Source organism: Nonomuraea sp. 10N515B (assembly GCF_052245915.1).
Taxonomy (GTDB): domain Bacteria; phylum Actinomycetota; class Actinomycetes; order Streptosporangiales; family Streptosporangiaceae; genus Nonomuraea.
Genome location: NZ_JBQQBQ010000014.1, coordinates 162,632 through 176,010 on the forward strand (window position 1 = coordinate 162,632; position 13,379 = coordinate 176,010).

A 13,379-nucleotide genomic window follows, 5' to 3' on the forward strand; every position below is an offset into this window, starting at 1 on the left:
CCAGCACCCCCGACTGGGAGAGGTTCATGGACCTGCCGAGTGAGTTAGAGCTGCCCGAATCCCGTTGGAACCGACCTCATCAACCCGACGAACCCGACCTTCCCGACTCGTCCTGGAACCGCTTCCGGGAAGCCAAGCCCGAATCCCCCTGGCCGCGCCGGCTGGCGGCCGTCTTCTCGATCGTCCTGGTGGTGCCCCTGGCGTACGCCATGCCCGCCTCGGCCGCCGCCCGCCCGGCCCCCTCGACGCAGAAGGAAGCCCCCGTCAAGGGCACGAAGGTGCCGGTCCTGCCGCCGATCGCCGATCCCGTGCAGAAACAGGCGTGGAAGGCGCCACCAGGCATCACCTGGCCCAAGCAGCGGAAGGCGGAGCTGGGCGGCGCCGCCGCCACAACCCTGGCGGACGGCTTCCCCGTCCGGCTGGCCCCGCAGAAGGGCGAGGCCAAGGCCGCGGCCGACCCAGTGAGCGTGGAGCTGCTCGACACCGACCGGCTCGGCCTGGCGATGCGCGTGTCGCCTGGCCAGGGCGTCGCGGTGGCCAAGGCGGCGGCGAAGACCCGCCTGGAGATCGACTACTCCGGCTTCCGCTACGCCTACGGCGGCGATTACGGCGCCCGCCTCCGGATGGTCAAGCTGGCGGAGTGCGGGCTCAAGGCCGCCACCGCCACCGCGGGCTGCCCGCAGCCGGAGCCGGTGAAGAGCGAGAACAACCCCAAGGACGGCACGCTGACCGCCGAGGTCGAGACCGGCGCCGTCTACGCCCTGACGGCCGCCGCCTCCGGCCCCTCCGGCGACCACTCGGCCACCTCGCTGGCCCCCTCCGCCGACTGGAGCGTCGGCACCCAGACCGGCGACTTCACCTGGGGCTACGACCTGCGTACGCCGCCCGCGCTGGGCGGTGACGAGCCGGAGATCTCCCTCGGCTACTCCTCCCAGAGCGTGGACGGCCGCACCGTCTCCACCAACAACCAGGCGTCCTGGGCCGGTGAAGGCTTCGAGCTCAACCCCAGCGGCTACATCGAGCGCCGCTACAAATCCTGCATGATCGACGGCAAGAAGACCGGCGACCTGTGCTGGGACCAGGACAACGCCACCCTGTCACTCGGCAACTCGGCCGTCGAACTGATCAAGGACGCCACGACCAAGCAGTGGCGTCCGAAACGCGATGATGGCACCAGGATCGAATACCTCACCGGCGCCGCCAACGGCGACAACAACGGCGAGTACTGGCGCGTCACCACCGCCGACGGCACCCAATACACCTTCGGCCTGAACCGCCTGCCCGGCTGGGCGAGCGGCAAGCCGGAGACCAAGTCGGTCCAGACGGCGCCGGTGTTCGGCAACAACAGCGGCGAGCCCTGCTACTCCAGCACCCCGGCCAACGCCTGGTGCCAGCAGGCCTACCGGTGGAACCTCGACTACTCCGTCGACACCCACGGCAACGCCACTACCTACTGGTACGAGCGCGAGACCAACTACTACGGCCGCAACATGAAGCCCGAGCTGGGCACCTCGTACGTACGCGGCGCCTACCTCACCCGCATCGACTACGGCTACCTGCAGAACGAGCTGTTCACCAAGGCCCCGGCGGCCCGCGTGGTGTTCGAGGTGGCCGAGCGCTGCCTGCCCAGCGGCACCATCACCTGCGCCCCCGACCAGCTCAAGAAGGAGACCGCGAGCCACTGGCCGGACGTGCCGTTCGACCAGATCTGCAACGCCGGCGTGACGTGCACCGACCGGCTGGCGCCGACGTTTTTCACCCGCAAGCGGCTGACCAAGGTCACCACCCAGATCAACAACGGCTCCGACGTGTACAACCCGGTGGACTCCTGGACACTGACCCACCAGTTCCCCGCGACGGGCGACGGCCTCAGCCCCTCACTGTGGCTGGCCTCAGTCCAGCAGACAGGCCACGTGGGCGGCACGATCACGCTGCCCAAGGTCACGTTCGCCGGCGTCCAGCTGCCCAACAGGGTGGACGCCAATGAGGGCCGCGCCCCGCTGGTCAAGTGGCGCGTCCAGGCCGTCAACAACGAGTCCGGCGGCGAGCTGCGCGTGAACTACGCCCCCGCCGACTGCAAGCCGGGCGACGTGCCGACGGCCGACAAGAACAACCGGCTGTGCTTCCCGCAGCGCTGGTCGCCGCCGGCCGAGCCGGAGGTCACCGACTGGTTCCACAAGTACGTGGTCGCGCAGACCATCGAGGTGGACCGCGTCGCCGGCTCGCCCGGCGTGGTCACCAGCTACGAATACCTGGACGGCGCCGCCTGGCACTACGCCGAGAACATCCTCGTCAAGCCCGAGCACCGCACGTGGTCGGACTTCCGGGGCTTCGGCCGGGTGCGGGTCCGCGAGGGCGACGGGCAGGACACCAAGCGCACGCTCACCGAGTTCCGCTACTTCCGCGGCATGCACGGCGACAAGCAGGCCGACGGCTCCAAGCGCACCGCGCAGGTGGCCGACTCCGAGGGCGGCACGGTGGACGACCTCGACCAGTACTCCGGGCTCGAGCGCGAGGAGATCACCTACGACGGGGACGGCGGCGCCATCCTGACCGCGACCGTCGAGCAGCCGTGGTCGCTCAAGACCGCCGAGTCCACGCAAGGGGGCGTGACCAAGGTCGCGCACCTGGTCGAGCCGAAGTCCATGGTGACCCGGACCGCGATGGCCGGCGGCACGTGGCGGCGTACCGGCGAGGAGCGCGCGTACGACGCCAAGGGCCTGCTCACCCAGGTCGAGGAGAAGGGCGACCTGGCCACTGCCGACGACGACCAGTGCGTCCGCTACACCTACGCCCGCAACGACGCCAGCTGGATGCTTGACTACACCAGCCGCATCCAGAAGGTGTCAGCGAGCTGCGGCACCGCCGTGTCCACGCTGGCCGCCGGTGAGGTGATCTCCGACGAGAAGGTCGGCTACGACGGCCAGGCGTTCGGCCAGGCCCCGAGCAAGGGTGACGTGACCTCGGTCCAGCAACTCGTCTCCGGGGACGGCGCGACGATCACCGACAGCACCCACACGTATGACGTCTACGGCCGCGAGACCAGCGAGACCGACGCGGTCGGCACCAAGTCCACCACCACCTACACCCCCGCCGCGGGGGCGCCGCCGACCGAGATCACGCAGACCAACCAGCTCGGCCACATCGAGCGCACCCTGGTCAACCCGGCCTGGGGCGAGCCGGTCGCCGAGGTCGACGCCAACAACCGCCGCATCGACCTGGAGTACGACGCGCTCGGCCGCCTGACCAAGGTCTGGCAGCCGGACCGCAGCAAGGCCGCCAACCAGTCGCCCAGCACCGAGTATTCCTACGTGATCCGCACCGACGGGCCCAGCGTCGTCACCACCAAGACGCTGAACGCCGACGGCACCTACTCCGCCAGCCACGAGCTGTACGACGGCCTGATGCGCGAGCGCCAGACGCAGGAGCCCGCGCCCAGGGACGACCAGACGCAGGACCCGGCGCTGCGCGACGGGCGCACGATCACCGACACCTTCCACAACTCGCAGGGCCAGCAGAGCAAGGCCAACACCGGCTACTTCGCCACCGGTGTCCCGTCCACCGACCTGCTCGCGGTCGCCGACGCCGCCGTGCCCACCCAGGTCGTGTCGGCCTTCGACGGCACCGGGGACGTCAACGCTCAGATCCTCAAGGCGAAGGGCGTGGAGAAGTACCGGGTCAGCACGGTGCAGGAAGGCGACCGGATCCACGTGACGCCGCCGCCCGGCGGCACCGCCACCACCCGCATCGGGGACGCCGAGGACCGGCTCATCGAGCTGCGCCAGTACAAGGGCGCCACCCCGACCGGCGAGTACGAGTCCACCAAGTACACCTACGACCACGCCGGACGGCTGTCCACGGTGACCGACCACGCCGGCAACGTGTGGCGCCACCACTACGACCTGCGCGGCCGGCAGATCAAGGCGGAGGACCCCGACAAGGGCGTCACCACCATGACCTACAACGACGCGGACGAGCTGGTCAGCACCACCGATGCCCGCGGCAGGACCCTGTGGTACGTCTACGACGAGCTGGGCCGCAAGAAGGAGCTGCGTGACGGCTCCGCGACCGGGCCGCTGCTGGCCGAGTGGAAGTACGACGGGCTGGCCAAGGGCCACATGAACGCCAGCATCCGCTATGTGGGCGGGCAGGCGTACAAGGCCGAGATCAACGCCATCGACTCCCACTACCGCACGCTGCGCCAGACGGTCACCATCCCCGAGCGGGAGGGCAAGCTGGCCGGCTCGTACATCCTCAACACCCGTTACACGCTCGACGACCAGGTCCAGTCGGTCAGCTTCCCGGCGGGTGGCGGCCTGGCCGAAGAGTCGGTCGTCTACACCTACGACGAGCAGAGCCAGCCGACCAAGGTCACCGGCCTGTCGTCGTACGTGACCGCGACCCGCTACTCCAAACTCGGCGAGACCCTGCAGTACGAGCTGGGCACCGGCGGCAGGAAGACCTGGCTCACCTACACCCACGACGAGACCACCCGCAGGCTGACCAACATGCGGCTGGACCGGGAGGCCACCGCAGCGACCGACCTCGACCTCGCCTACACCTACGACGCCGTCGGCAACATCACCAAGATCGCTGACAGGGCGAGCGGCCAGGACACGCAGTGCTTCACCTATGATCACCTGCGCCGCCTGACCTCGGCCTGGACGGCCATCGACGACTGCGCGAGCGGCAGCCCGCAGCCGGACAAGATCGGTGGCATGGCCCCGTACGCGGTCGGTTACGCCTACGACTCCACCGGCAACCGGATCAAGGAGACCAGGCACGCCTGGGGCGGCGCGGGCCAGACCGTCCGCGACTACACCTACCCCGCGCCGGGCACCAAGCAGCCGCACGCGCTGCAGAGCGTCGGGTCGGACCTGTTCGAGTACGACGCGGCCGGCAACACCACCAGGCGCAAGATCGGTACCTCGGACCAGAGCCTGGTCTGGGACGCCGAGGGCAACCTGGAGTCGGTGACGGAGGCGGGCAAGACGACGTCGTTCGTCTACAGCGCGGACGGCGACCGGCTTATTCGCAAGACGCCGGCCGATGCCACGCTCTACATCGACGACATGGAGCTGCGCTTCGACTTCGCCAAGGACGCCGTCGAGCAGACCCGCTACTACACCATCAACGACCAGGCCATCGCGGTACGCACGCCGGACAACCAGGTGTATTTCCTGGCCGGCGACCACCAGGGCACGGCCCAGGCGGCGGTGAACGCCGGGACCGGCGAGCTGGCCGTACGCAGGTTGACCCCCTTCGGTGAGAACCGGGGCTCGCCACCGGCGTTCTGGCCCGGGCAGCGCGCGTTCGTCGGAGGCACGCAGGACCCGACGACCGGGCTCGTCCACCTGGGCGCCCGCGAGTACGACCCCAAGCACGGGCGATTCCTGTCGGTCGACCCCGTGATCGAGGAGTCGGAGCCGCAGCAGCTCAACGCCTATGCCTACGCCAACAACAGCCCCGTCACCATGACCGACCCCGACGGTCAGCTGTTCTGGTTCGCCGCCGCCATCGCGGCGAGGATCGCGGCCCAGATCATCGCCAGGAGGCTGGCGATGGCCGCCGCCAGGCGGGCGGCCATCGCGGCGGCCCGGGCGGCGGCCAGGCGGGCCGCGATCGCGGCGGCCCGGCGGCGCGCTGCCGCCGAGGCCAGGAGGCGGGCCGCGGAGGCGGCCAGGAAGCGGGCCGCGGAAGCGGCGCGCAAGCGTGCCGCCGCGGCGGCCAGGAGGCGCCTCCAGGCGGAGGCCAGGAGAAAGGCGGCGGAAAGGGCCAGGAAGGCGGCCACGGCCAGAGCCCAGCGGCGGGCCGCGGCGGCGGCGAGAAGAGAGGCGAGGAGGAAGGCCGCCGACGCGCGGGCGGCCAGGCGTGCCGCGCAGGCGGCCAGGGCGCGCAACAGGCGGGCCGGCCGGATCCCCAGCGGGATCCAGCGGGCGCGGCAGCGTCCGGCGCAGCGGCCGACCAGCCACCGGGCCACCCAGCGGCAGACCCCGCCCAGGGACAGCAGGCAGCCGATGCAGCCACGGCCTGGGCAGGTCTACCGCAACGACGGCACCATTCAGCCGACCCAGTCCTACACGGTCTACCGGGACGGCCGGATGTACCCGGACGGTCCGCCGCCGCGGCTGCGGCCCGGTGGCTCCGGCCAGGGTGAGAAGCAGATCTTCCGGCCGGAGAAGATCGAACCGGAGAACACGCGGACGGGCACGATCGCCGAGACCGGCGCGCGGGTCACCCGCTGGATCGACCAGAGCGGCCTGGACGACTTCTTCGGCTTCTTCTTCTGAGCACGTGGCGGTGCGGGGGCGCGGGGGGCCCTCGCACCCCCGCCGCCCCATTCCCCACGCCGGCATGGTTAGAATATTGTTCGGTTCTAGCCGGGATACCGAGGAGGCGGCGGCGTGGGCGCGTTCGATCTGAGTGGGAAGCAGGCCCTTGTCACCGGGGCGTCGAAGGGGATCGGGCGGGCCATCGCACTCGCCTACGCCGAGGCGGGGGCCGACGTCGCGCTCGTGTCCCGATCCGCCGAGAGCCTCGCCGAGGTCGGCAAGGAGATCGAGGCGCTGGGCCGGCGGGCCGTCGTCATCCCCGCCGACCTCACCGACCGCGACGCCGCCACCGGCGCCGTGGCGGCTGCCGTCGACGCGCTCGGCCACCTCGACATCCTGGTCAACAACGCCGGCGGCTCGAACTTCATGGTCGAGTTCAAGGACCTGCGGTTGTCCGGCTGGGACAAGCTCATGCGGCTCAACCTGGACTCCGCCATGGTCGTCTGTCACGCGGCCGCACCGCACCTGCTGGAGCGGGGCGGCGCGTCGGTCATCAACGTGGCGTCGGTGGCCGCGCTCGGCGCGCCCTTCCTCGCCCCCTACGCCGCCGCCAAAGCGGGGCTGGTGGCGCTCACCAAGACGCTCGCCGTGGAATGGGCGCAGGCCGGCGTACGGGTGAACGCCCTGTGCCCCGGCTGGACGGCCACGGAGCTCAACCGCAATCTCTGGGAGGACGAGGCGGCCAGTGCGGCCACGGTCGGCTCCGTGCCGATGCGGCGCTGGGGAACCGTGGAGGAGATGGCCCAGCCGGCGGTCTTCCTGGCCAGTGCGGCGTCGGCGTACATGACGGGCCAGGTCCTGTTCATCGACGGCGGCGCCACCGCCATCTGACCGCGCCCCCGATAAAGCGGTCCGCGTTATGGGGGTATATCGGCATATGACATTGAGTGCTCGCGGCCGCGAACCCGGCTACCGTGTGATCCGTGCAGCTCTACACGAGATCGGCCGGGACCGGACTCCCGCTTGTGCTGCTTCACGCGTTCCCGCTGTCGTCGGCGATGTGGCTGGCCCAGCGGGAAGGGCTGGCCAAGGTCTGCCGGGTCATCACCCCCGACCTGCGCGGTTTCGGCGGGTCGCGGCTGGGTGAGGACGAGCCGTCGCTCGACCTCATGGCCGACGACGTCGCCAGGCTGCTGGACGAGGAGGGCATCGACAGGGCGGTGGTCGGCGGGCTGTCCATGGGCGGCTACGTGACCATGGCGTTCTGCCGGCGGCACCCCGACCGGCTGCTCGGCGCCATCCTGGCCGACACCAAGGCGAGCCCCGACCCGGCTCCGGCGAGGGACAACAGGGAGCGCATCGCGCAAGCCGTGCTGTCCGACGGGAACGACGTGCTGGTCAGCGACGTGCTGCCGACGCTCATCGGGCCCACGACCAAGGAGCGGCGCGCCATGGTGTTCGGGCGCGTCAAAGGGCTGGTGCAGTCCGCGCCTCCGGGCGCCGTCGCCTGGGCGCAGCGGGCCATGGCGGCGCGGCCCGACTCGTTCGACACGCTGGGCGCGCTCAAGGTCCCCCTCCTGATCCTCGTGGGTGAGGAGGACGAGCTGTCGCCACCCGCCGACGCCGAGGCGATGGCGCGGGCCGTGCCCGGCAACGGCCGCCTGGAAGTCATCCCCAAGGCCGGTCATCTGAGCGCGGTCGAGCAGCCGGAGGCGTTCAACGCGGCGGTGACCGAATTCCTCAGAACAGAGCTGGGCGGCGTACGGCTGTGAGCCCCGGCCTGAGAAGCGCTCAGGCCTGTGACTGGCGTGGGATGACGACTTCGCGGATGATCAGCGCGATCGCCGCGGCCACCGGGATGGCCAGCAACGCGCCGACGATTCCCAGCAGCGCGCCGCCGAACAACGCGGCGATCACCGTCACGGCCGGTGTCACGTCCACCGAGCGCTTCATCACCCTGGGGTAGATGAGGTAGTTCTCGACCTGCTGGTAGACCACGAAGAAGATCGCACAGGCGATGCCCGCGGGCAGCGACTGCAGCAGTGCCACGGCGGTCACGAGCACCGCGCCGATCGTGGCCCCCACCAGCGGGATCAGGTCCGTCAGCGCGACGACCAGGGCGAGCGCGAGCGCGTACTTGACGCCGGCGATGGACAGGAAGATCCACGTGAGCACGCCCGCGATGACCGAGATCAGCACGTTGCCCGCGACGTAGCCGCCGATGCCGGTGAGGATCTGCTCGCTGATCGCGCGGGTGCGTACCCGGCGCGAGGACGGCACCAGCTTGAGCAGGTAGTCCTTGATCGTGTGCAGCGAGCCGAGGAAGTAGAGCATGAGGACCAGCAACGTCACGGTCGTGAACACGCTGTCCAGCACCACCAGCCCCGCGCCCATGATCCCGCTGGCCAGCGACGGCCCCAGCGTGCCGGTGACGAACGTCGTGAGCTGCGAGATGATCTTGTACTCGGCGTCGAGCTGCCGCAGCGTCGGATGGTTCTGCAGCTCGTTGAGGTATCCGGGCACCGCCGCGACGAATTCCGTCAGCTCCTGGCTCACCGGCGGCACCACTGCCAGCCCGAACAGCGCGAACGCCACGATGACGCCGGCGAACACGATCGAGATCGCGCCCCGCCTGGCCAGGCCCTTGCGCTGCAGCGCCTCCACGGCCGGGTTGAGGCCGACGGCCAGGAACATCGCCACCACGACGAGGATGATCGTGCTCAGCGAGTTGACGACCATCTGGCCGATCGCGATCGCCGTCAGCACCCCGAGCCCGCCGACCAGCCCGAACAGGAACGGGCCGCGCGCCAGCGGCTTGCCGGGGATCCCGTACGGCTGCGCGGTCAGGTCCTCCTGCCCCTCCGAGGCCTCCTTGGGGGCGCTCTCCGCCTCGGGCGCCCTCTCGACCTCGGACGCGTCACGCTCGACCTCGGACGCGTCACGCTCGACCTCGGACGCGTCACGCTCGACCTCGGACGCGTCACGCTCGACCTCGGGCGCGTCCCGCTCGGCAGCGGCCGTGGACTCGGCTTCTGTGGACAACAGGACTCCCCAGAACGTCGGCGACAAAGCATGACGGGTACGGACCCGACATCAAAGACAAAGAGAGAGCCTAGCGACCATCGAATCGCCAGGCTCTTCTCCCGCCGTCACTCAGCCCCCGTGAAGCGAATGACTACTCCTGCCACCACTCCGCGTCGTCCTCGGACTTGGCCTCGACCTTGGGAGCCGGCGCCGGCGCAGGGGCCGGTGCCTCGACCACGGGCGCGGGCGCAGGCGCGGCGATCGCGGGCTTCGGCGGGGCCGCCGCGACCGCGGGCTCGGGGTCCATGCCCGGAAGGGCGGCGCCGCCGAGCAGCTGGCGCAGCTGGGCGAGGTGGCTGGTGATGCTGTCGCGCTGGCGGGTGAGCTCGTCGACCTGGCGCTGCATCGCCGTGCGGGTGCGGTCGGCCTCGGTCTTCGCCTCGGTGACGATCGTCTCGGCGCTCGACTTGGCGTCGGCCACGATGGTCTCGGCGCTCTTGCGGGCGTTGGCGACGAGCTGCTTGGCGTGCAGGTCGGCCTCGCGGCGCGTCTGCTCGGCCTGCTGGGTGGCCTTCGTGGCCCGCGACTCGGCCGTGGCGGCCCGCTGCTCGGCCTCGGCGACCAGCTTCTGCGTGTGGGCCTGCGCGGTGGCGTGGCGCTCGGCCTCCTGGCGCTCGGCCTCCTCCCGGCGGGCGGCGAGCTGGATCTCGAACTCCGCTTCGTCCTGCGCCCGCTTGGCCTCCGACTCCTCCAGCACCCGCTGAGCCTGCGCGCGCATCTCGTCGGCCTGCCGCTTGGCGGTGGTCAGGACCTCGTCGCGCTCGCGCTTGGTGGAGGCCCGCAGCTGGGCGACCTCGCGCTCGGTGGTCGTGCGGAGCTTGGCGATCTCCCGCTCGGCGTCGGCCCGCTTCTCCGCCACCTCGTGGTCGGCCGTGGCCCGCAGCTTGGCGGCCTCGCGCTCGGTGGTGTTGGTCAGCTCGTCGGCCTCCCGGCGGGCGGTCGAGCGGATCTCCTCGGCGTCCCTGTCGGCGGCGGTGCGCACCTCGTCGGTCTCACGTGTGGCCTGGGCGCGCTTCTCGGCGGCCTCGGCCTCGGCGGCGGCACGCAGGTCGGCGGCCTCGACCTTGGCGCCGGCCTTGATCTCGTTGGCCTCGGACCTGGCGGCCTGCACCAGCTCCGTGGCCTGCTCCTCGGCCAGGCGGAGCAGCTGCTCGATGCGGGCGCCGAGACCGGAGTAGGTCGGGCGCTCCTGCTCCTGCAGCTGACGCTGGGAGTCGGACAGATCGCGCTGCAGGCTGGTGAGTTGCTCACGGGCCTGGCGCAGCTCTTGGTCGAGAGTTTTGAGATGATCGTGGACCTGATGCCGGTCGTAACCACGAAGCACCACGTCGAACTCGCGGGCTGGGGCGTCTTCGAAGAAATTATTGAGCTGGGCGTCGATGTCGGACTGCATGGAGGCTCGATCCTGGGTTGTCGAGACGGCTACACGGGCCGGACGGGGGGTTCGGGGCATCCGAGCCAGGAACCTGTGCCTCGCGGCAGGCTCCATGTCCGGGAAGGTCAAGCGTACTCCGCTGGTGCTGCCTGCGAAGCCCCGTCCAACTTTCTGCGTGACTAGTTACATATGAACGTTTTTCTGCGCTTACGGGTGGTTGGCGGCCTGGACCAACTCCGTCAGCATTCCCCCCACATCCTTGGGATGCAGGAAGGCGATCTGCGAGCCCATCGACCCGTGCCGGGGACGCTCGTCCAGCAGCCTCACACCCTTCTCGTGGATCTTATCCATGGTTTCCGTGACGTCACGTACACCGAAAGCAACGTGATGGACTCCCTCGCCCCGCTTGGCGAGGAATTTTCCCACAGGGGAGTCTTCGGAGAGAGGCTCTAGAAGCTGAATGTAGGAGCCCCCGCCTTCGCCGTCGGCGATGTGCAGCATGGCCTCCTTCACTCCTTGCTCCTCGTTGACCTCCCTGGCCACCACGGTGAGCTCGAAGGTCTCCGAGAAGAACGCGATCTTCTCCTCCAGATCGCGGCAGGCGATCCCGATGTGGTCGATCCGCATGAACATGTGTGGCCCGCCTCCATAGCCAGCGTCATTCTCCTCGTGGGTATCGTGTCAAAGAAGCCGACGCGCGAGCACAGGAGGCCGTTGTCATGTCCAGGTCCGTTATCGTCGCCGGAGCGCGCACGCCCGTCGGCAAGCTGCTCGGCGCGCTGTCCGGCCAATCGGCCGTCGAGCTGGGCGGCATCGCCATCAAGGCCGCCCTGGAGCGGGCCGGAGTGGCGCCGGAGGCCGTCGAGTACGTCATCATGGGCCAGGTCCTGCAGGCCGGCGCCGGCCAGATCCCCTCTCGCCAGGCCGCCGTCAAAGCCGGCATCCCGATGACCGTGCCCTCGATCACGATCAACAAGGTCTGCTTGTCCGGCCTGGACGCGATCGCCCTGGCCGACCAGCTCATCCGCGCGGGCGAGTTCGACATCGTGGTGGCCGGCGGCATGGAGTCCATGACCAACGCCCCCCACCTGCTGCCCGGGCTGCGCAAGGGCGTCAAGTACGGCGGCGCCGAGGTGATCGACTCGATGGCCCACGACGGCCTGTTCTGCGCGTTCGATCAGTGCGCGATGGGGGAGTCGACCGAGCGCTACAACGCCAGGCTCGGCATCGGCCGCGAGGAGCAGGACGCCCTGTCGGCCCGTTCCCATCAGCTCGCCGCCGCCGCGATCAAGAACGGTCTCTTCGACGACGAGATCGTCCCGGTGGAGATCCCGCAGCGGCGCGGGGAGCCCGTGGTCGTCAAGGAGGACGAGGGCGTACGCGGGGACACCACGGCCGAGACGCTCGCCAAGCTCCGCCCCGCCTTCGCCGCCGACGGCACGATCACGGCGGGCTCGGCCTCCCAGATCTCCGATGGCGCCTGCGCCGTGGTCGTCATGTCCAAATCGAAGGCCGAGGAGCTCGGCCTGGAGTGGCTGGCGGAGATCGGCAGGCACGGCAACGTGGCAGGCCCGGACGCCTCCCTCCAGTCCCAGCCGGCCAACGCCATCAAGCAGGCCATGGCCAAGCAGGGCGTGACAGCGGAGGACCTCGACCTGATCGAGATCAACGAGGCGTTCGCGAGCGTGGTCCTGCAGTCGGCCAAGGAACTGGACGTGCCGCTGGAGAAGGTCAACGTCAACGGCGGCGGCATCGCCCTGGGTCATCCGATCGGCGCGTCGGGCGCGCGGATCGTGCTGACGCTGGCGTACGAGCTGAAGCGCCGGGGCGGCGGCCTGGGCGCGGCGGGTCTGTGCGGCGGCGGCGGCCAGGGCGACGCCCTCCTCATCACCGTCCCCAAGTCCTGAGACACCGAGTGCGACCCTCAGCATGTGCGCGACCTCGCGGATGTAAAAAATTCTAGACATCGTGTCCATGTTGCTTTACATTCCAAGCATGGCATCCGAAGAGAGACGCGCGTGGGTCATGCTGGTGGTCTCGGTCTGCGGCTACGGGGCTTACCTCGCGATCATCCTGAGCCAGGCGCGCACCACCCCCCTCACCGAAGTGCCCTATGCGGCCCCGTTGTTGTGGAGCATCGGCGCCGCGATCGTGGCGTCGATCCTGCTGGTCATCGTGGTCAGCATGGTCGCGCCCAGTGACGTCGGCAAGAAGGACCAGCGCGACCGGGAGATCTACCGGTACGGGGAGTACACCGGCCAGTCGTTCCTTGTCGCGGGCGGCATCGCGGCGCTCGTGATGGCGATGGCCGAGTGGGACCACTTCTGGATCGCCAACACGCTCTACCTGGCGTTCGTCCTGCAGGCCGTGCTCGGCTCGATCGTCAAGATCGTCGCCTACCGGCGGGGGATCCCGTCATGGTGAAGCCCACGAAGGTCACGAACTCGATCCGTGCGCTGCGGTTCGCGCACGGCGAGATGACGCAGGCGGAGCTGGCCGATCGGGTCGGGGTGACCAGGCAGACCATCATCGCCATCGAGCAGGGCCGCTACTCGCCGTCCCTGGAGATGGCCTTCCAGATCGCCCACGTGTTCGGCGTGCCGCTCGACGACGTGTTCCAGTACCCGAACGCTGAACTGGAGAAATGA

The 13,379-nt window shown here is 69.9% G+C and carries 9 protein-coding genes; 6 read left to right on the forward strand and 3 right to left on the reverse strand.

Annotated elements, in window-relative coordinates; genetic code table 11:
* Window positions 1–26 precede the first annotated feature (26 nt).
* The 3 genes from ACTWQA_RS23280 (at window position 27) to ACTWQA_RS23290 (ending at window position 8,044) form a co-directional block, all read left to right on the forward strand.
* The gene (locus ACTWQA_RS23280) at window positions 27–6,290 is read left to right on the forward strand and encodes an RHS repeat domain-containing protein (RefSeq protein WP_443161241.1); all 6,264 of its coding nucleotides are present in this window, start codon (window positions 27–29) and stop codon (window positions 6,288–6,290) included.
* A gap of 114 nt (window positions 6,291–6,404) precedes the next feature.
* A complete protein-coding gene (locus tag ACTWQA_RS23285; protein ID WP_443161242.1) occupies window positions 6,405–7,163 on the forward strand; it encodes an SDR family NAD(P)-dependent oxidoreductase in 759 nt (252 codons plus the stop codon).
* A 92-nt stretch (window positions 7,164–7,255) separates the two neighbouring features.
* Complete coding sequence (locus tag ACTWQA_RS23290; protein ID WP_443161243.1) at window positions 7,256–8,044, forward strand: alpha/beta fold hydrolase; 789 nt, start codon at window positions 7,256–7,258, stop codon at window positions 8,042–8,044.
* Between the two features lie 19 nt (window positions 8,045–8,063).
* Here the strand turns inward: ACTWQA_RS23290 and ACTWQA_RS23295 are convergent, their stop codons facing one another.
* The 3 genes from ACTWQA_RS23295 to mce all read right to left on the reverse strand — a co-directional run bounded on the left by ACTWQA_RS23295 (window position 8,064) and on the right by mce (window position 11,364).
* Window positions 8,064–9,314, reverse strand: a complete 1,251-nt coding sequence (locus ACTWQA_RS23295; protein WP_443161244.1) for an AI-2E family transporter — start codon at window positions 9,312–9,314, stop codon at window positions 8,064–8,066.
* Window positions 9,315–9,447: 133 nt separating this feature from the next.
* Window positions 9,448–10,749: a DivIVA domain-containing protein gene (locus ACTWQA_RS23300; RefSeq protein ID WP_443161245.1), complete on the reverse strand. Its 1,302-nt coding sequence runs from the start codon at window positions 10,747–10,749 to the stop codon at window positions 9,448–9,450.
* A 189-nt stretch (window positions 10,750–10,938) separates the two neighbouring features.
* Window positions 10,939–11,364 (reverse strand): methylmalonyl-CoA epimerase, encoded by a 426-nt coding sequence (gene mce / locus ACTWQA_RS23305; protein WP_305918359.1) that lies wholly within the window; start codon window positions 11,362–11,364, stop codon window positions 10,939–10,941.
* Between the two features lie 86 nt (window positions 11,365–11,450).
* On the opposite strand from mce, the gene ACTWQA_RS23310 reads away from it, so the two are divergent.
* The 3 genes from ACTWQA_RS23310 to ACTWQA_RS23320 all read left to right on the forward strand — a co-directional run bounded on the left by ACTWQA_RS23310 (window position 11,451) and on the right by ACTWQA_RS23320 (window position 13,379).
* Window positions 11,451–12,638: an acetyl-CoA C-acetyltransferase gene (locus ACTWQA_RS23310; RefSeq protein ID WP_443161246.1), complete on the forward strand. Its 1,188-nt coding sequence runs from the start codon at window positions 11,451–11,453 to the stop codon at window positions 12,636–12,638.
* Window positions 12,639–12,726: 88 nt separating this feature from the next.
* A complete protein-coding gene (locus ACTWQA_RS23315; protein ID WP_443161247.1) occupies window positions 12,727–13,155 on the forward strand; it encodes a hypothetical protein in 429 nt (142 codons plus the stop codon).
* On the forward strand, window positions 13,149–13,379 hold the full coding sequence (locus ACTWQA_RS23320) for a helix-turn-helix transcriptional regulator (protein WP_305918356.1): 231 nt from the start codon (window positions 13,149–13,151) through the stop codon (window positions 13,377–13,379). Before ACTWQA_RS23315 ends, ACTWQA_RS23320 begins: the two co-directional genes overlap by 7 nt.